The sequence below is a fragment of the Tardiphaga sp. 172_B4_N1_3 genome (assembly GCF_052076035.1).
Taxonomy (GTDB): Bacteria; Pseudomonadota; Alphaproteobacteria; order Rhizobiales; family Xanthobacteraceae; genus Tardiphaga; species Tardiphaga robiniae.
This window is the reverse complement of sequence record NZ_CP197238.1, coordinates 2,059,086-2,077,371: the sequence shown is the minus strand read 5'-3', so window position 1 is coordinate 2,077,371 and position 18,286 is coordinate 2,059,086. Positions and strand designations below refer to the sequence as shown.

Genomic DNA, 18,286 nt, shown 5'->3' with positions numbered 1-18,286 from the left:
ACGGCCTCACAGGTTGAGTTCGAGATGTCCGTCATAGACGACGCGCTCGTCGCCCTCAGCTTCGATGACGTCGCCGAGCAGCGACACGGTCTCGCCGCCCTCGCGCAGGATGTCCATCACCTGTTGCACGGCTTCGCGCTTGACGATGGCGATCATGCCGACGCCGCAGTTGAAGGTGCGCAGCAGCTCGAGTTCGGCGATATCGCCTTCCTTTGCCAGCCACTTGAACACCGGCAGGACGGTGAGGGAGGGCAGGTCGATGCGAACGCCGAGGTTCTTTGGCAGCACGCGCGGGATGTTGTCGGTGAAGCCGCCGCCAGTGATATGCGCGAGGCCCTTCACGGCGCCGGTCTCGCGGATCGCGCGCAAGCAGGATTTCACATAGAGCCGGGTCGGGGTCAGCAGTGCACCGCCAAGCGTCATCACCGGCGAGAACGGCGCCTTGTCGGCGTAAGAGAGGCCCGTGCGCTCGACAATCTTGCGGACCAGCGAGAAGCCGTTGGAGTGGACGCCAGACGAGGCCATGCCAATGACGGCATCGCCCACGCCGATGTCCTTGGTCGGCAGTAGCGTGCCACGCTCGGCGGCGCCGACCGCGAAGCCGGCGAGGTCGTAGTCGCCGTCTTTGTACAGGCCGGGCATCTCGGCGGTCTCGCCGCCGATGAGGGCGCAGCCAGACTCGCGGCAGCCCTCTGCGATGCCAGCGACGATTGAGGCGGTGGCTTCCGGGTCGAGCTTGCCACAGGCGAAGTAGTCGAGAAAGAACAGCGGCTCGGCGCCCTGGACCACGAGGTCGTTGACTGACATGGCGACGAGATCGATGCCGATGCCGTTATGGATGCCGGCTTCGATGGCGATCTTGACCTTGGTGCCAACGCCGTCGGTGGCGGCGACGAGAACCGGATCCTTGAAGCCGGCGGCCTTGAGGTCGAACAGTCCGCCGAAGCCGCCGATCTCGGCGTCAGCGCCGGCACGGGCGGTTGCGCGAACCATCGGCTTAATGAGGTCCACCAAACGGTTGCCGGCATCGATATCGACGCCCGCGTCCGCGTAAGTGAGGCCTTTTTTCTGGTCGGTCATGCCGGGTATCCTGCCGGAGCTGCGAAACTGTGTATTTTCGGCTGGTTACGTCGGAATCCCCGCCTGCGCAATGGCTCGTAAACGCTATCCCGATTACTATGTAGGCGGTAAGCCGGTCGGAGCCCCCAAGCTCGGATTGCGAAACAGGCCGGAGCCGGGAAGCGCCGCGTGAGTATCCCCAATTTAATCACCCTCGGGCGTATCCTGCTGGTGCCCGTGATTGTCTGGGCGATTGCCTCGAACCAGATGGAAATCGCCTTTGCAATCTTCGTGATTGCAGGGGTCAGCGATGCCGTGGACGGCTTTCTCGCCAAGCGTTTCAACATGGCCAGCGAACTCGGTGCGCTGCTCGACCCCTTGGCCGATAAGGCGCTGCTGGTCTCGATCTATGTCTCCCTGGGGATATGGGGGGCAGTTCCGCGCTGGATCGTGATTCTCGTGGTGTCGCGGGATATCATGATCGTGGGCGCCGTCATTGTGTCGTGGTTGTTCGGCAAACCGATCCCGATGAAGCCGCTGATGGTATCGAAGCTCAATACGGTGGCGCAGGTGGCCTTCGCAGCCTTAGTTCTTGCTGCCCTCGGATTTGGTTTCAAATCCTCGCCTTACGATTTGATTTTAATGGGCTTTGTGACCATCTTGACGCTGCTCTCTGTGTCCTTCTATCTCGTCGAGTGGATGCGACACATGAGCACCATCGAACCCGGTCAAGAGCCCCGGTAAACCGGTATTCGTGACGTTCGCCGGCGGAGCCGGCAGGAGTATTTGCGTGGTCGCCCGCGTCCAACCCCGTCAATTGGCGTTCGCGCTGCCCCATGCGGAGAGTCTGTCCCGCGACAACTTCCTTGAGGGCCCGGCCAATGCCGAGGCGCTGGGACTGATCGACTGCTGGCCGGACTGGCCGAACCGGGTAATGCTGCTTGTCGGCCCGGAAGGGTCCGGCAAGAGCCATCTGGCGGCGATCTGGGCCGAGGAGGCCGGGGCGCGCTCCACCATGGCGCACAGCCTGACGGCTGCGACGGTTCCGGCTGAGTTGGTGACCAACGCACTGGTGGTGGAGGATCTCAATGCCGGTGCCTTCGACGAGCGGGCGCTGTTCCACCTTCTTAATCTGGCACGTCAGGACAACGCCTATGTGCTGATTACGGCGCGGGTCGCCCCGGCCGCCATGGAGGTCGAGTTGCGCGATCTGCGGTCGCGGCTCCGTGCGATCCCGGTAGTCAATCTGCTGCCGCCGGATGACGGGTTGTTTCGGGCGCTGATCGTGAAGTTTTGCGCCGACCGCCAGCTCAGCATCGACGAGAGCGTGGTCAGCTATGTGGCCAGCCGCATCGAGCGGTCATTCGCCGCCGCCCGCCATACGGTGGAATTGCTGGATAGCGAGGCGCTCCGGCTTGGGCGGCCGGTGACCCGTGCATTGGCTGCGGAACTGCTGCGCGACGCCTGACTTAAGCCTTGGACGTCAAACGCGGCGCGTCACACCGTGCCTTGACGGCGCGGCAGGCAGGTTCCTCAATGTCATCGAAGCGTCACGCAACTGACGCAATGTCCGCTGTGATTTGCCGGCACTATAGCGCTGCTTGAACTGGATGGATTGCTGCCTCATGGACTCCGCAGAAGAGATTGTTATTGAAGAGAAAAAGGGCGAAGCGAAGCCGGCAGAGGTGGTCGCGTCGGGTCCCGAGCGCTTCATCAATCGCGAGCTGTCCTGGCTGCATTTCAATCGCCGCGTCCTTGAGGAGTCCGTCAATCCGGGCCATCCGGCACTGGAGCGCGTCCGCTTCCTGTCGATTTCCGCAAACAACCTTGATGAATTCTTCATGGTCCGCGTCGCCGGCATCAAGGCGCAGGTCCGTGAGGGAATCAGCGAGCGCAGCCCGGACGGCCTGACCCCGGCCGAGCAACTGGTGCTGATCAACAGTGCGGTCTCCAAGCTCGGCAGCGACCAGCAGGCGATCTGGCGCGACCAGCGCGGCATGCTGGCCGATGTCGGAATCGTGCTGCTCGACGGCAAGGAGGTCAGCAAGGCCGACCGGTCCTGGATCGAGGACCACTTCCTCCACAATATTTTCCCGCTGCTGACGCCGCTGGCGATCGACCCGGCGCATCCGTTCCCGTTCATTCCGAGTCTGGGCTTCACCATCGCGCTGCATCTGTCGCGGGTGTCCGACGGCAAGACGATGAACGCGCTGATCCGCATGCCCGGCAAGATCGATCGCTTCATCCGCCTGCCGACCCCCGGCAAGGACGGGGCGGTACGCCTTATCACGCTGGAACAGGCCACTGGCCTGTTCATCGCGCGTCTATTCCCGGGCTACACTGTTCAGGGGCAGGGTGCCTTCCGCATCATCCGCGACAGTGAACTCGAAGTCGAAGAAGAGGCCGAGGATCTGGTCCGGCTGTTCGAGACTGCGCTGAAGCGTCGCCGCAGAGGGTCGGTGATCCGCCTCGAAATCGAAGCCGGCATGCCGGCAGAACTCCGTGCCTTCGTGCAGCGCGCGCTGGCGACCTCGGATGACGAAATCCTGCTGGTCGACGGCATTCTCGCTATGAACGAGGTCTCGCAGCTCACACGGCTCGATCGGCCCGATCTCGAATTCGTGCCCTATGTGCCGCGTCATCCGGAACGTGTCCGCGATCATGGCGGCGACATCTTTGCGGCGATCCGTCAGAAGGACCTGATTGTCCATCATCCCTATGAGTCCTTCGACGTCGTCGTGCAGTTCCTGCAGCAGGCCGCGCGCGATCCGGATGTGGTGGCGATCAAGCAGACTCTGTATCGCACCTCCAACAATTCGCCGATTGTCCGCACGCTGGTGGAGGCCGCTGAGGCCGGTAAGTCGGTAACGGCGCTCGTCGAACTGCGTGCGCGGTTTGATGAAGAGGCCAATATCCGCTGGGCTCGCGATCTCGAACGCGCCGGTGTCCAGGTGGTCTATGGCTTCCTGGAATTGAAGACCCATGCCAAGCTGTCGCTGGTGGTGCGCCGCGAGGGCGGCTCGCTCACGACCTATGTGCACACCGGCACCGGCAACTATCATCCGGTCACCGCGCGCATCTACACCGATCTGTCATATTTCACATCCGACCCGATCATCGGTCGCGATGCCGCACGCGTGTTCAACTATATCACCGGTTATGCCGAGCCGAGCGACATCGAGAAGATGGCCGTATCGCCGCTGACCTTGCGCGGGCGCATGCTCGAACACATCCGCGGCGAAGCGGCATTCGCCCGCAGCGGCAAGCCGGGTGCGATCTGGCTCAAGATGAATTCGCTGGTCGATCCGGAAATCATCGATGCGCTCTATGAGGCGTCGAATGCCGGTGTATCCGTTGAACTGATCGTGCGTGGCATCTGCTGCCTGCGGCCGGGCGTGCCCGGCCTGTCCGAAAACATTCGCGTCAAGTCGATCATCGGCCGCTTCCTTGAACATGGTCGAATCTATTGCTTCGGTATGGGCAATGGCCTGCCGAGCCCGAAGGCGGCGATATACATATCGTCGGCTGACATGATGCCGCGCAATCTGGATCGCCGCGTTGAGGTTCTGTGTCCGCTGCAGAACCCCACCGTGCATACCCAGGTGCTCGAGCAGATCATGGTGGCCAATCTCAAGGATACGGAACAGAGCTGGCAATTGTTGCCGGACGGGTCGTCAACGCGTATGAAGGCAGCGAAGGGCGAGGAACCCTTCAATGTGCACAATTACTTCATGACGAATCCGAGTCTGTCTGGCCGTGGAAAGTCGCTTGAGAAATCATCCCCGCGCCGGCTCACCCGCCGTTCGGAGCGTCACCAATCCTCGTAAGGAACCAGCAACGTGGTAGCGCGTGCCAATCAACGCGCGACCAGCGTCGCCGTCATCGATATTGGCTCCAACTCGGTGCGTCTCGTTGTCTACGAGTCGCTGACACGAAGCCTTGTTACGCTCTTCAATGAGAAGGCGCTATGCGGTCTCGGCCGCGAAGTGCAGAGCACCGGGTTGCTGGCCAAGGACGCTGTCGACAAGGCGCTGACGGCGCTGCGGCGCTTCCGTGCGCTGTGCAGGGTCATGAAGGTCGGTCGCGTCTACGCCATCGCGACCGCTGCGGCGCGCGATGCGAGCAATGGACCTGCCTTCATCACAGCAGCCGAGAAAATCTGCGGCTGCGAGATCCAGATCATATCGGGGCCGCGCGAAGCGAAGCTCTCGGCGCTGGGCGTGATTTCGGGCGTGCACAAGCCGGATGGCCTGGTTGGCGATCTCGGGGGCGGTTCGCTCGAACTGATCGATGTCAAAGGCAATGCGGTCCGGCAGGGCGTGACGCTGCCGCTCGGCAGTCTCGCATTGCAGGATGCCTCACAGAAATCACCGAAGAAGGCGGAGCGCATCGTCAGGCTGGCGCTGGTTGACGTCGCGCAGCTCAAGGCGGGCGTAGGTCGCAATTTCTATGCGGTCGGCGGCACCTGGCGTGCATTGGCGCGGCTGCACATCATCCAGAGCGGCTATCCGCTACGTGTGATGCATGGCTATTCGATCCCGGCCACCGAAGCGCTCGATTTCGTGCGCCGCTTGCGCCGGCTCGCAACAGCCAACATTCTTGCCAACATCGAAGCCATCGCCGAACAGCGCCAGCCGCTGCTGGTCTACGCGGCGCTCGTGCTTGAATATGTCATTCGCACTGCCAGGCCGAAAACCATCGTGTTCTCGACCTATGGCGTCCGTGAAGGCTTGCTGTACGAAATGCTGCCGCAAGCGCAGCGCATGCAAGATGGTCTGGTCGGCGCCGCGCAGACCATGAACGAGTTGCTGTCGCGTTCGGCCCGCCACGCGCAGGAGCTGAGCGATTGGAGTGATCGGTTCGCCCGTGTCGCCAAGCTCAAAGAGACCGACGAGGATCGTCGGCTACGCCGGGTGGCGTGTCTGTTGTCCGATATCGGCTGGCGGGTCCATCCGGATCATCGCGGCGAGCAGACGCTCAGTTTGATCACGAACGGCAATTTCGGCTCGGTCGATCATCACGGTCGCGCATTCCTCGCGCTCTGTGTGTACTACCGCTACGCAGGATTCGGCGCCGAGAACGAGCCCCCGGAGCTGGTCCGCGCGCTTGTCTCGCCGGCGCAGGTCGAACGCGCCCGTTTGCTCGGCGCATTATTCAGGGTCGCGCATCTCATTTCGGCGGCGCGGCCGGGCGTGCTGCCCGCCACGCATTTCGCCACCAAGGATCGCAAGATGATGCTCGTCTTCGAGCATCGCATGGTCGATCTCGTCGCCGACCGCGTCGGCAGCCGCTTCAAGCAGCTGGCACGATTAGTGGGGAAGTCCGGGACGATCGTCAGGCGATAGCCACCGTCGCTCATTCTGAATGACACTACTGATTGCAGCGCGGCGTGACTCTCGGTTTCCGTGCGTATACTCTTTTCCGGTGCGGCCGTTTTGGTCCACGCGGCAAGTACATACGATTTCCGGACCGGGAGAGTCGAAATGTCAGCCCTTCTGATCAACCTTATCGTTCAACTGATTGGTGGCGCGATTGGCGGAAATGTTGCCGGCGGTGCATCGAAGTCTGTCGATCTTGGTACAATCGGCAACACGATCGCAGGTGCAATAGGTGGCGGCGTTGGCGGTCAAATTCTCGGAATGCTGATTCCTATGCTTTCAAACGCATCGGCAACCACCGATATCGGTTCGCTGATCGGTCAGGTGGCCGGAGGCGGTGTCGCAGGTGCGGTGCTGACGGCAATCGTCGGAGCCATCAAGAACAGATCGGCGGCGTAAAACGATCGTCATTACGTCTCGCAGGGCGGGATGCTGTACGCCTCGCCCTGCGGCAGGCAATTTGAGCGCTACCTTGGACGACGCAGCCTACGCGCGATCGACCCGGATCACCCGGCCTTTTTCCATCGCCAATGCAAGGCGGCCATGCTTGAGCGCCAGGGCGGCCTCGCCGAACAACTCGCGCCGCCAGCCGTGCAGGGCGCCGACGTCGGCATTGTCGTCGGTGGCGATCTGCTCGAGATCGTCGACGGTGGCGATGACCTTGCTGGCGACGGCGTGACGCTCAGAGGTCATGCGCAGCAACACCTTCAGCAGTTCGACGGTGGCTGCGCCGTTGGAATTGCCGCGTGGCTTCTCGATCTTCGGCAACGTGGCGGGATCGCGGGCGATGCCACGCTGGACGGCGGCGACAATGTCGCTGCCCCACTTGGAGCGATCAAAGCCCTTCGGCAGCGAACGCAGATTGGCGAGCTTCTCCAGCGAAGTCGGCGCATGGGTCGCGATATCGCCGACGGCATCGTCCTTCAGCACGCGCGAGCGCGGCACATCGCGGCTCTGCGCTTCCTGTTCGCGCCAGGCCGCGACTTCCATCAGCACTGCGAGCTCTTTCGGCTTGCGGACGCGGGTCTTCAGCCGTTCCCAGGCGCGCTCGGGATGGAAATCATAGGTCTTTGGCGAGGTGAGAATTTCCATTTCCTCGCTGACCCAATCGCTGCGGTCGCGCTTCTTCAGATCGGCATCGAGCTTGGCGAACACGTCGCGCAGATGGGTGACGTCGGAGACGGCGTAGTGCAACTGCTCTTCGGTCAGCGGACGGCGCGACCAATCGGTAAAGCGGTGGGTCTTGTCGGGGCGGTGGCCAGTGACGCGTTCGACGAGCTGGTCATAGGCAATGCTGTCACCGTAGCCGAGCACCATGGCTGCGACCTGGGTGTCGAAGATCGGATGCGGCACCACGCCAGCGCGATGCACGATGATTTCGATGTCCTGCCGCGCAGCATGGAAGACCTTCAGCACGGCCTCGTTGGCCATCAGGTCGAAGAACGACGTGAGGTCGATGCCCTCGGCAAGCGTGTCGATCACCAGCGCGTCTTCCGCGCTGGCCATCTGGACCACGCAGAGCAGCGGGTAATAAGTGGTCTCGCGGAGGAATTCCGTATCGACCGTAATGACGGGGTGCTTGGCAAGTCGCTCGCACGCGGCAGTCAGCTGGGCAGTGGTCGTGATCAGTTCCATGGACGGTCCATAACGCTTTTGCCAAGGCGTTCGGCCGAAAAACCTGTTGAGTCAAGGTGTTTCGGGCAGATTGGAGGTCTGCTCCGATAGAATGAGGGTGTTTAGGTGCCGCAGAAGGTCTTCAGTACGCGCTGATCCGGCTCCGGCGGCTCGGCGTAATCCGCCATCTCCGGTTGATCTTCATAGGGTTTCGCCAGTACGGCCAGCAATTTCTCGAACGGCGCGTAGTCGTCGGCCAGCGCCGCCTGGATCACCGCCTCGACGCGATGATTGCGGGGGATGAAGGCTGGATTGATCGTCTGCATGGCCTGATGGCGGGTACCGGCGTCCTGCGACTCCCGGCCGAGTCGTGCCCGCCAGTTCACGGCCCAGGCGTCAAACGCCGTCGGATCGATGAACAGTCCGCGGACGGCTTCGTCGCTGTCTGCGTCAACCGCGGCGGCGCCGAGGCGGCGGAAGGTCAGGGTGAAATCGGCCTGATTGGCGGTCATGGCGGTCAGCAGATCCTGCGCCAATGCGGCATCGTCCGGCTGGCTGGTGAACAGCCCGAGCTTTCGGCGGAGACCGGCCTGATAGGCCGTGTCGAAAATATCGGAGAATTCGCCCAATGCGGCCTGCGCGATTTCGATGGCGGTCTTCTCGTCGCTGTCGATCAGCGGCAGCAGCGTCTCGGCGAAGCGCGTCAGATTCCACAGCGCGATGCGCGGCTGGTTCGCATAGGCGTAGCGGCCCATCTCGTCGATCGAGCTGTACACCGTCGCGGGATCGTAGGCGTCCATGAAGGCGCAGGGGCCGTAATCGATGGTCTCGCCCGATACCGAGCAGTTGTCGGTGTTCATCACACCATGGATGAAGCCGACATGCAGCCAGCGTGCGACAAGTTCGGCCTGACGGCGGATCACTGCATCGAGCAAGGCGCGAATGGGATGTTCGGCTTCGGCTGCGTCGGGATAGTGCCTGTTGATCACATGATCGGCGAGTTGTTTGACGCCGGCGATATCCTCGCGCGCGGCGAAAAACTGAAACGTGCCGACGCGAATATGGCTTGAGGCGACGCGAGTCAGCACGGCGCCCGGCAGCATCGTCTCACGCTGAACCCGTTCGCCCGTGAGGACGGCGGCGAGGGAGCGCGTTGTGGGAATGCCCAGGGCCGCCATGGCTTCGCTGACGATATATTCCCGGATCACCGGACCAAGCGCAGCACGGCCATCGCCGCGGCGCGAGAACGGTGTCGGACCGGAACCCTTGAGCTGGATGTCGCGGCGCACGCCGTCGCGGTCAATGACCTCGCCGAGCAGGATCGCGCGCCCGTCGCCGAGCTGCGCCACGAAATGTCCGAACTGATGTCCGGCATAGGCCATCGCGAGGGGATCGGCGCCATCGGGCACGCGCTTGCCGGCGAGGACTTCGACGCCCTCGGGACTGGCTAGCCAGTCAGGATCGATGCGGAGTTGGTCGGCCAGTGCGCGGTTCAGCTTAATCAGCCGCGGCGCTGTCACCGGCGTCGGTGCAACGCGGGCGAAGAAATTCGCGGGCAGGGCGGCATAGCTGTTGTCGAACGGGAAGTGGACTGTCATGGCCCCAAGATGGGGGGCCATGACGTGTTAGGCAACCGCTGAAAGTGGTCTCAAGCGGCGCGAACCGTATCGAGGAACCGGTCGACTTCGTCCTTCAGGCGATTGCTTTCGAGCGATAGCGACTGCGCTGCAGCCAGCACCTGCGTGGAGGCTGAACCGGTCTCGCTGGCGCCGCGATTGACCTCGGTGACCTCGCTGGCGACCTGGGTGCTGAGCTGGGCCGACTGCTGGACATTGCGCGCGATTTCCTGTGTCGCTGCGCCCTGTTCCTCAACCGCCGCTGCGATGGCCGACGAGACTTCGGAAATCAGCGTGATGGTCGAGCCGATCTCCTTGATGGTCTCGACGGTCTCCGCACTGGCCGCCTGCATGCCGGCGATCTGCATGCTGATTTCGTCGGTGGCCTTGGCGGTCTGCGACGCCAGCGCCTTCACTTCGGCGGCGACGACTGCGAAGCCGCGGCCGGCGTCACCGGCGCGCGCCGCCTCGATGGTGGCGTTGAGCGCCAGCAGGTTGGTTTGTTCGGCAACGGCGGTGATGAGCTTCACGACGTCATCGATCCGTGCAGTGGCCTGCGTGAGTTTGGTAATGCTTTCATTGGTCTTCTCGGCCTGCAGCACGGCGGTCGAAGCGATACGATTCGATTCATGAACCTGGCGGCCGATTTCATTCACCGACGAGGTGATTTCTTCCGTTGCCGCGGCCACCGACTGAACGTTGCTCGACACCGTATGCGATGCAGACGCTGCCGAGCCCGACAGGGTCATGGTGATATCCGACGTGCGGGTCAGCGTGGTGGCGGAGGCTTCGAGCTCGGTCGAGGCGGATGAAAGCGAACCAACCAGCTCGCTGATCATCGACTCGAAGTTGCTGGTCGCCTTCGTAATGGTTTCCGCACGGGCGGCCTTGATTGCGGCTTCGGCACCGGCAGCCTGATCCGCAGCACGCTTGGCGATGAGGGCGTCCTTGAATATCTGCAACGCGCTGGCGATGCGGCCGATCTCGGTGCTCTCGCCCTGATGCGGGATAACGGCCTCCAGCTGCCCATCGGTTAGCTGGCCCATCGGCTTCAGGATCGAGGCGATGCCGCCGGAGATGTCGCGCACCAGATACATGGCAGCGCCGAGACCGAGCACGACCGAGGCGCCGAGAATGATAACCATCATCCAGATGGCGTTGGCATAGGTTGCGTTCGCATTGCTGCCGGCCACTTCGGCGCCCTTGTCGTTCAACTCAACGAGCTTGGCCAATGTGCCGTCCATGGCGCGGCCGGTCGGAACGACCTTCTTGGCGTTGATCTCTTTGGCTGCCGCCACATCGCCCTTGTTGGCGAGGGCCTGGACGTCGTTGCCGGCGGCGATGAAGGCCTTCCATTCTGCGTCGAGCCTGTCCGCCAAATCGCGCTCTGCCGGCGATGACACCAGCGGAGCATAGGCCTTTGCGGCCTTTTCAAAGTCCGATTTGCGGGCGGCGAGGTTCTTGTCGACATCCGGACGGTCGGCATCGGCCACGATCAGGTGGTCGCGCAGCACAGCGCGATACCGCGCCGACTGAACGCGCATCTCACCGATCCAGCGGACGCTCGGGAGCCATTGCGTCTGGATATCCTGGGTCGCTGCGTTGATGGCTCGCATCTGCATGAAGGCGAGGGTGCCGATGCCCGCGATCACGACGAAAAGAAAAGCAACAATGACAAACAGCTTGGTACTGATCGAATATCTGGCGAGCACGAACATATTCCTCGGCGGTTCTAAGGCTGCGACGCCGGTCAGCCGAAATGGCGGCTGCCTTGGGTTGCGGCAGGGCAAGAAGCAGCAAGTTCCAGTTGAATCACCTGCCTTCAAAACGGGCTGGGTTCACGGCAAGACAGTGAATGGTGGTCGTCAACGTTCAGTAAATTTTGACACAAATACCGCTTTAAGTAGTTGAATCTGGTGCTGAAATACCGACGCGACGTATCCGGGTGCCGATGGTGCTTGACCCGAGGTAGCTGGTTATTGCGTGTGCAATCATGTAGTTCCCGCGTTGCGGGAGGTTTTCCGATCGCTCGATTGCATTTGGAAATGGTAGTCCGAAATTCATCGGTCGGAGGCCTCCGGTGATGCAGTCGCGGCCCGCAAATTCGGGCGATCTGATCGCCGAGCTTTGGTTGCCGCGTCGGATGCGGTCGGGTAAACCCTGCGCTTCGCGCTTGATCGCGAACCCGATTCCGCCCTCTGACGTATTTCCAGGATACCCATGCATCGCTACCGGTCTCACACCTGCGGCGCGCTCCGCGACAGCCATATCGACCAGACCGTTCGCCTGTCGGGGTGGTGCCATCGTATCCGCGACCATGGCGGCGTGCTCTTCATCGATTTGCGCGACCATTACGGCCTGACCCAATGCGTCGCCGACCCGGACTCGCCGGCGTTTAAGGTCGCCGAGACGCTGCGCTCGGAATGGGTTGTGAAGATCGATGGCAAGGTGCGTCGTCGTCCCGGCGGCACCGAGAATGCCGAACTGCCCACCGGCGATGTCGAGATCTATATCGATGCCATCGAGGTGCTCGGCCCCGCAGCCGAATTGCCGCTGCCGGTGTTCGGCGATCAGGACTATCCGGAAGACATCCGGCTTAAATATCGCTTCCTCGACCTGCGTCGCGAGAAGCTGCATGCGAACATCATGACCCGCGGCGCCATCGTCGACTCGATGCGCAAGCGGATGAAGGAGCAGGGCTTCTTCGAATTCCAGACGCCGATCCTCACTGCGTCGTCGCCGGAAGGCGCGCGCGACTTCCTGGTGCCGTCGCGCATCCATCCCGGCAAGTTCTACGCGCTGCCGCAGGCACCGCAGCAGTACAAGCAGCTGCTGATGATGTCGGGCTTCGACCGCTACTTCCAGATCGCGCCATGTTTCCGCGACGAGGATCCGCGTGCCGATCGTCTGCCCGGCGAATTCTACCAGCTCGATCTCGAAATGAGCTTTGTCGAACAGGAAGACGTGTTCGCGGCGGTGCAGCCGGTCATCACCGGCGTGTTCGAGGAGTTCGCCAAGGGCAAGCCGGTCAACAAGGACTGGCCGAAGATCCCTTACGCGGAGTCGCTCCGCAAATACGGCACCGACAAGCCGGACCTGCGGAACCCGATCGAGATGCAGAACACGGCAGAGCACTTCCGCGGCTCCGGCTTCAAAGTGTTCGCGCGCATGCTCGAAGACGACAAGAACCAGGTCTGGGCGATCCCCGGTCCCGGCGGCGGCAGCCGTGCATTTTGCGACCGCATGAATTCCTGGGCGCAGGGCGAAGGCCAGCCGGGCCTCGGCTACATCATGTGGCGCGAGGGCGGTGAGGGTGCAGGCCCGCTCGCCAACAACATCGGACCGGAGCGTACCGAAGCGATCCGTCAGCAGCTTGGCCTGAAGGCCGGCGATGCCGCGTTCTTCGTCGCGGGCGATCCCGAGAAATTCTACAAGTTCGCCGGTCTCGCACGCACCAAGGTCGGCGAAGAGCTGAACCTGATCGACAAGGAGCGCTTTGCGCTGGCCTGGATCGTCGATTTCCCGATGTACGAGTACAACGAGGACGACAAGAAGGTCGACTTCTCGCACAACCCGTTCTCGATGCCGCAGGGTGGCATGGATGCGCTGGTCGGGCAGGATCCGCTGACCATCAAGGCCTTCCAGTACGACATCACCTGCAACGGCTACGAGATCGCGTCGGGCGGCATCCGTAATCACAAGCCAGAAGCGATGGTGAAGGCGTTCGAGATCGCCGGCTATGGCGAGGAGACGGTGGTCGAGCGCTTCGGCGGCATGTATCGCGCCTTCCAGTACGGCGCACCGCCTCATGGCGGTATGGCGGCAGGCGTCGATCGTATCGTGATGCTGCTCTGCGGTACCAACAACCTGCGCGAGATCTCGCTCTTCCCGATGAACCAGCGTGCTGAAGATTTGTTGATGGGCGCGCCGTCAGAGGCTTCGCCGAAGCAGTTGCGTGAAGCGCATATCCGTCTCAATCTGCAGGACAAGTAGTCCGGCAAACCAACAAGAAGAAACGCCCTTCTACCTAACTTTTGTTTTATGACGCGCGGGAGCACGCATGTCTTCTTCATCTTCTGACGATCTCTCGCGCGCGGCGCTTGCCTATCACCGCCTTCCCAAGCCGGGTAAGCTCGAAATCCAGGCTACCAAGCCGCTTGCCAACCAGCGTGATCTGGCGCTGGCCTATTCGCCGGGCGTGGCCGCGCCGTGTCTGGCGATTGCTGCCGACCCCAATGAAGCGGCGTCGTTGACCTCGCGCGCCAATCTCGTGGCCGTCGTCTCCAACGGCACGGCTGTCCTCGGTCTCGGCAATATCGGTCCGCTGGCGTCGAAGCCGGTGATGGAAGGCAAGGCGGTCCTGTTCAAGAAGTTCGCCGGCATCGACGTGTTCGACATCGAGATCGCCGCCGACACCATCGAGCGCGTGGTCGAGGTCGTCTCGGCACTGGAGCCGACCTTCGGTGGCATCAACCTTGAGGACATCAAGGGTCCGGAATGTTTCGAGATCGAGGCGCAGCTTAAAGAGCGCATGAAGATCCCGGTGTTTCACGACGATCAGCATGGCACCGCCATCATCGTCGGCGCCGCAATCAAGAACGCGCTGCTGCTGAACGGCAAGAACATCAAGAACGTCAAGATCGTCTGCTCCGGCGCTGGCGCCGCGGCGATCGCCTGTCTCAATCTTCTGGTGTCGCTGGGCGCGCAGAAGAAGAACATCTGGGTCTGCGATATCGACGGTGTCGTGCATGAGGGCCGCAACACCCTGATGGATCGCTGGAAGGCGGTCTATGCGCAGAAGACCGATGCGCGCGTGCTGGGCGATGTCATCGCCGGCGCCGATATTTTCTTGGGCGTCTCCGCTCCGGGCGTGCTGAAGCCCGAGATGGTCAAGGCGATGGCCGACAAGCCGCTGGTGATGGCGCTGGCCAATCCGACGCCGGAGATCATGCCGGACGAAGCGCGCAAGGCACGCCCGGACGCGATGATCTGCACCGGCCGGTCGGACTTTCCGAACCAGGTCAATAACGTCCTTTGTTTCCCGTTCATCTTCCGCGGTGCACTCGATTGTGGGGCGACGGCGATCAATGAGGCGATGAAGATCGCTGCCGTCGACGCCATCGCGCAGCTTGCGCAAGACCCGCCGTCGGATGCTGTGACCGCCGGCTTCGACAACGAGACCCAGGGCTTCGGTCCGGGGTCGCTGATCCCGAGCCCGTTCGATCCACGCCTGATCCTGCGCATCGCGCCGGCCGTCGCCAAGGCGGCGATGGAATCCGGCGTGGCCTCGCGCCCGATCGCCAATTTCGAGGAATACACCGCAGGTCTCGAGCGTTTCGCATTCCGCTCCGGTCTGGTGATGAAGCCGGTCTTCGCGAAGGCAAAGACCCAGCCGGTGCGCGTGATCTATGCCGAAGGCGAAGACGAGCGCGTGCTGCGCGCCGTGCAGGTGGTGCTGGAAGAGAAGCTGGCGCGTCCGATCCTCGTTGGCCGTCCGTCGGTCGTCGAAGCCCGCATCAAGCGGTTCGGTCTGGCGATCCAGGCCGGCCAGGATTTCGATCTGATCAATCCCGAGGACGATCCGCGTTATCGCTCTTACGTGCAGTCCTATATCGACGTGGCCGGCCGTCGCGGCGTGACGCCGGATGCGGCGCGCACGGTCGTCCGCACCAATGCGACGGTGATCGCCGCGCTCGCCGTGATCCGCGGCGAGGCGGATGCAATGATCTGCGGCGTCGAAGGCCGCTACATGAGCCATCTGCGCCATGTGCGCGAGATCATCGGTTTCCTGCCGGGCGTCAGCGATTTTGCAGCGCTGTCGCTGATGATCACCAGCAAGGGTGCGCACTTCATCGCTGATACGCAAGTGCGTCCGAATCCGAGCGCGGAAGAACTCGCGGAAATCGCGGCGCTCGCTGCCAACCACGTGCAGCGCTTCGCCATGAAGCCGAAGATCGCTTTCGTGTCGCATTCTGACTTTGGCAGCTACGATACGGACTCTTCGCGCAAGATGCGCCGCGCCGCAGCATTGCTGCGTGAGAAGCATCCGGAAATCGAGTCCGATGGCGAAATGCAGGGCGACACCGCGCTGTCGGAAGCAGCCCGCAAGATCGTGCTGCCGCATTCGAAACTCGAGGGCTCGGCGAATGTCCTCATCATGCCGACGCTCGATGCCGCCAATGTCGCTTATCAGATGATCAAGACGCTGGCGGATGCGCTCCCGGTCGGCCCGATCCTGATCGGCCCGGCGCGTCCGGCGCATATCCTGACGCCGGGGGTGACAGCGCGTGGTATCCTCAACATGACGGCGGTTGCGGCTGTCGAGGCGCAGGAGCGGGCTGGGCGTCCGCAGGCGAGCCTTTTCGGCTAGCGCGTTCAGTCAGCCTCGCGCTGGCTGGATGCTTCCCGGCCGTTGCGCTTTTGGATAGTTCGCCGATCTGAAAGGCATCGCGACAAATGGATGACGCCAACGAGGTCATCCATTTGTTCGTTTGAAAAATGTGATGGAATGATCATACTCGTCACGTATTTCGACAAGTATTCATTGCAGTCCAGCGAGGCCGACCAATGCCAGCGTTTATTACTTTCGGGCGCATTCTCTTTGCCGTGATCTTCATTGCGTCCGGCGCATCCAAGTTTCTCGACCTCAGCGCAACGGCAGATGCGATCGCGAACAAGGTTATCCCGACGATCCCCACGGTTGTGACGCCCTATGCGACGCAGCTCGAAGGGCTGGCAGGCATGGAATTGAAGCAGATTCTCGCAATCGCCGTTGCAACACTGGAACTGGTCGGTGGTATCCTCGTCGCGCTGAACCTGGGCGCGCGCTTCTTCGCTCTGGTGCTGGTGCTGTTCGTGATGGCCGCAACGTTCTACTTCCACGACTTCTGGAACCTGACAGGCCCTGAGGCCAAGAACCAGATGATCCACGCGCTGAAGAACCTGTCGTTGATCGGCGGCCTCTTCATGATCGCCGGTATCGGCCGCAGCGCGCGGCTGCCGGGCGGCTACAACGAAGTATAGTCCTCGCTCAGGACACCCGCCGCCAGGCCGTTACTGTGACTTCATGCGCGGAGTCGAGGATCTGGACCTCGCTCGCTTGCAGGCCGTGACTGGAGAGAATGTCCTGCGGCGATCGTTCGGGGACGCCGGGGAAGCATCCCTCGCCGCCGGGCAGGCGGACATGGGGCGCCTGCGACAGCCAAAACACGTCGATGCGATCAAAGAACATCTCGAATACGCTGGGGCCGCCGATGACGGCGACGGTGCCGGCATGAACGCCCGCATGCGCGCAAGCGTCTTCGAAAGATGCGCCGGCCGGATTCCACAGCGTGGCTTTGTTGTTTTCGGGATCGGGGCCTATGGCAGCGATGCTGCGGCTGACGATGATGCGCTTGCGCTTCGGTGAGTTCGGCTGATCCTCGAACGAATGCCTGCCGTGCACGATCAGGTCGGCACGGTCGAGACCTGCGGTGAAAAAGGCGAGGTCGCCGGGAAATTTGAGGGTATCGGGCATCACGCCACTGGCGTCGGCGAGCATGCCGTCCGCCGAGACGATGACGTAGCCGTTGAAACGAAATGCGGGCATCAGGGGCGTCGACGAGTCCTCATTATTCCGAGATCGTCTGGACGACGCTGTTCACAGGACGGCTGCTGACCGTCGGCAGCTTGGCGTCCTTGACGATGGCTTCATCATAGGACGCGATGGTCTGCACGGGCGCCTTGGCACGCATATGCACGACCTTGTAGCCACCGGCCTTGAGCTTGCGCAGCAGGGTCGGCAACGCTTCGGCGGTGTGCTTCTGGAAGTCGTGCATCAGGATGATACCCTTGCCCAGCTTGTCGAGCTTGGTCATCACATTGGTGATGACCTGTTCGGACTTGCGCGTCTTGAAGTCGAACGAGTCGATGTCACAGGAGAAGATCGCCATGTTGCGCGTGCCGAGATAGATGACGATTTCCGGCGGGTGCTGCAGCGCCGGAGCGCGGAAGAACGGTGCGGGGGCCGAACCGAGTGCCCACTTCACGGCGCTGAAGCCTTTCTCGATTTCATCGATACGCTGCTGCTGGGTCAGTTTCTTGTTGGTCAGCGCGATATGGGCCCAGGTGTGTCCGCCGATGGTATGGCCGGCCGCAGCGACCTGTTTGAGCACCTCCGGATAATAGGTAGCGTGCTTGCCGATCGGAAAGAACACTGCCTTGACGCATTCGTCGGCCAGCGTCTTCAACACAGTCGGCGTTGTGGTCTGCCATGGACCATCGTCGAAGGTCAGCACCACTTCCTTGTCGCGCAGGAAGTCGAGCTGCTTGAAATGTTCGAAGCCGAAGCCCGGACCGCCCGTCGTGTCGATCTCGACCACACGGCTGACGCCGAGCGCATCGGGATTGGCGCAGGTCGATTTGGCGGGGGCAGGTGCAGCCGCGGGTGCCGGTGGCGGCGCGGGCGTTGCCGCGGGGGCGGGGGCTGCAACACCCGCTTTGGGCGCTTGTGCCTGTGCACCTGCTGCCCACAATGAAATAGCGCTCGCAAAAATCAGACCTGCCGCACTGCGCATCACGTCCCCCTTGACCTGCGACCAGCGTCGTCAGCGAGGTGGCCGGGCTGATCCAGATGGTCGT

Annotated in this window: 15 protein-coding genes; 9 read left to right on the top strand and 6 right to left on the bottom strand. The window is 62.3% G+C overall.

The features are described from left to right. Positions 1-6: 6 nt before the first annotated feature. Entirely contained in the window at positions 7-1,080 is a 1,074-nt protein-coding gene (gene purM / locus AB7783_RS09640; RefSeq protein ID WP_441277485.1) for a phosphoribosylformylglycinamidine cyclo-ligase, read from the bottom strand. A 168-nt stretch (positions 1,081-1,248) separates the two neighbouring features. Here purM and AB7783_RS09635 point away from each other — a divergent pair, with 168 nt between their 5' ends. The 5 genes from AB7783_RS09635 to AB7783_RS09615 all read left to right on the top strand — a co-directional run bounded on the left by AB7783_RS09635 (position 1,249) and on the right by AB7783_RS09615 (position 6,836). Beyond that, positions 1,249-1,803: a CDP-alcohol phosphatidyltransferase family protein gene (locus tag AB7783_RS09635; protein WP_089263967.1), complete on the top strand. Its 555-nt coding sequence runs from the start codon at positions 1,249-1,251 to the stop codon at positions 1,801-1,803. 46 nt (positions 1,804-1,849) lie between these two features. After that, positions 1,850-2,527: a DnaA ATPase domain-containing protein gene (locus AB7783_RS09630; protein ID WP_089263968.1), complete on the top strand. Its 678-nt coding sequence runs from the start codon at positions 1,850-1,852 to the stop codon at positions 2,525-2,527. 157 nt (positions 2,528-2,684) lie between these two features. Next, a complete protein-coding gene (locus AB7783_RS09625; RefSeq protein WP_089264645.1) occupies positions 2,685-4,886 on the top strand; it encodes an RNA degradosome polyphosphate kinase in 2,202 nt (733 codons plus the stop codon). 12 nt (positions 4,887-4,898) lie between these two features. Further along, entirely contained in the window at positions 4,899-6,404 is a 1,506-nt protein-coding gene (ppx, locus tag AB7783_RS09620; RefSeq protein WP_441277484.1) for an exopolyphosphatase, read from the top strand. 138 nt (positions 6,405-6,542) lie between these two features. Then, positions 6,543-6,836, top strand: coding sequence for a hypothetical protein (locus AB7783_RS09615; protein WP_089263970.1), 294 nt, complete (start codon positions 6,543-6,545; stop codon positions 6,834-6,836). Positions 6,837-6,923: 87 nt separating this feature from the next. Here the strand turns inward: AB7783_RS09615 and rnd are convergent, their stop codons facing one another. The 3 genes from rnd to AB7783_RS09600 all read right to left on the bottom strand — a co-directional run bounded on the left by rnd (position 6,924) and on the right by AB7783_RS09600 (position 11,379). Continuing rightward, positions 6,924-8,072 (bottom strand): ribonuclease D, encoded by a 1,149-nt coding sequence (gene rnd, locus AB7783_RS09610; protein WP_120292387.1) that lies wholly within the window; start codon positions 8,070-8,072, stop codon positions 6,924-6,926. 101 nt (positions 8,073-8,173) lie between these two features. After that, positions 8,174-9,649: a protein adenylyltransferase SelO gene (locus AB7783_RS09605; RefSeq protein ID WP_120292389.1), complete on the bottom strand. Its 1,476-nt coding sequence runs from the start codon at positions 9,647-9,649 to the stop codon at positions 8,174-8,176. Positions 9,650-9,699: 50 nt separating this feature from the next. After that, positions 9,700-11,379, bottom strand: a complete 1,680-nt coding sequence (locus AB7783_RS09600) for a methyl-accepting chemotaxis protein (protein WP_441277483.1) — start codon at positions 11,377-11,379, stop codon at positions 9,700-9,702. Here AB7783_RS09600 and AB7783_RS09595 point away from each other — a divergent pair. From AB7783_RS09595 to AB7783_RS09580, 4 genes are all read left to right on the top strand, one after another. Beyond that, positions 11,351-11,578, top strand: a complete 228-nt coding sequence (locus AB7783_RS09595) for a hypothetical protein (RefSeq protein WP_158596856.1) — start codon at positions 11,351-11,353, stop codon at positions 11,576-11,578. The two genes, AB7783_RS09600 and AB7783_RS09595, sit on opposite strands and share 29 nt — an antisense overlap. A 309-nt stretch (positions 11,579-11,887) precedes the next feature. Beyond that, positions 11,888-13,660 carry an aspartate--tRNA ligase gene (gene aspS, locus AB7783_RS09590; protein ID WP_089263973.1) on the top strand — a complete coding sequence of 591 codons (1,773 nt, stop codon included), beginning with the start codon at positions 11,888-11,890 and terminating at the stop codon, positions 13,658-13,660. A 67-nt stretch (positions 13,661-13,727) separates the two neighbouring features. Beyond that, positions 13,728-16,037, top strand: a complete 2,310-nt coding sequence (locus tag AB7783_RS09585; RefSeq protein ID WP_089263974.1) for an NADP-dependent malic enzyme — start codon at positions 13,728-13,730, stop codon at positions 16,035-16,037. A 197-nt stretch (positions 16,038-16,234) separates the two neighbouring features. Then, entirely contained in the window at positions 16,235-16,690 is a 456-nt protein-coding gene (locus tag AB7783_RS09580; protein WP_441277482.1) for a DoxX family protein, read from the top strand. Between the two features lie 7 nt (positions 16,691-16,697). On the opposite strand, the gene AB7783_RS09575 is transcribed toward AB7783_RS09580, so the two are convergent. Together AB7783_RS09575 and AB7783_RS09570 are read right to left on the bottom strand one after the other, a co-directional pair. Next, positions 16,698-17,255 carry a dihydrofolate reductase family protein gene (locus AB7783_RS09575; protein WP_175366116.1) on the bottom strand — a complete coding sequence of 186 codons (558 nt, stop codon included), beginning with the start codon at positions 17,253-17,255 and terminating at the stop codon, positions 16,698-16,700. 22 nt (positions 17,256-17,277) lie between these two features. Beyond that, positions 17,278-18,222, bottom strand: coding sequence for a polysaccharide deacetylase family protein (locus tag AB7783_RS09570; RefSeq protein WP_441277481.1), 945 nt, complete (start codon positions 18,220-18,222; stop codon positions 17,278-17,280). Positions 18,223-18,286: the final 64 nt, after the last annotated feature.

Bases quoted from the DNA above. Each gene is read 5' to 3' on its own strand.
- AB7783_RS09585 (WP_089263974.1), top strand. From the start codon at position 13,728: ATGTCTTCTTCATCTTCTGACGATCTCTCGCGCGCGGCGCTTGCCTAT.
- AB7783_RS09625 (WP_089264645.1), top strand. From the start codon at position 2,685: ATGGACTCCGCAGAAGAGATTGTTATTGAAGAGAAAAAGGGCGAAGCG.
- AB7783_RS09570 (WP_441277481.1), bottom strand. From the start codon at position 18,222: ATGCGCAGTGCGGCAGGTCTGATTTTTGCGAGCGCTATTTCATTGTGG.
- rnd (WP_120292387.1), bottom strand. From the start codon at position 8,072: ATGGAACTGATCACGACCACTGCCCAGCTGACTGCCGCGTGCGAGCGA.
- AB7783_RS09615 (WP_089263970.1), top strand. From the start codon at position 6,543: ATGTCAGCCCTTCTGATCAACCTTATCGTTCAACTGATTGGTGGCGCG.
- purM (WP_441277485.1), bottom strand. From the start codon at position 1,080: ATGACCGACCAGAAAAAAGGCCTCACTTACGCGGACGCGGGCGTCGAT.
- AB7783_RS09580 (WP_441277482.1), top strand. From the start codon at position 16,235: ATGCCAGCGTTTATTACTTTCGGGCGCATTCTCTTTGCCGTGATCTTC.
- AB7783_RS09575 (WP_175366116.1), bottom strand. From the start codon at position 17,255: ATGCCCGCATTTCGTTTCAACGGCTACGTCATCGTCTCGGCGGACGGC.
- aspS (WP_089263973.1), top strand. From the start codon at position 11,888: ATGCATCGCTACCGGTCTCACACCTGCGGCGCGCTCCGCGACAGCCAT.
- AB7783_RS09605 (WP_120292389.1), bottom strand. From the start codon at position 9,649: ATGACAGTCCACTTCCCGTTCGACAACAGCTATGCCGCCCTGCCCGCG.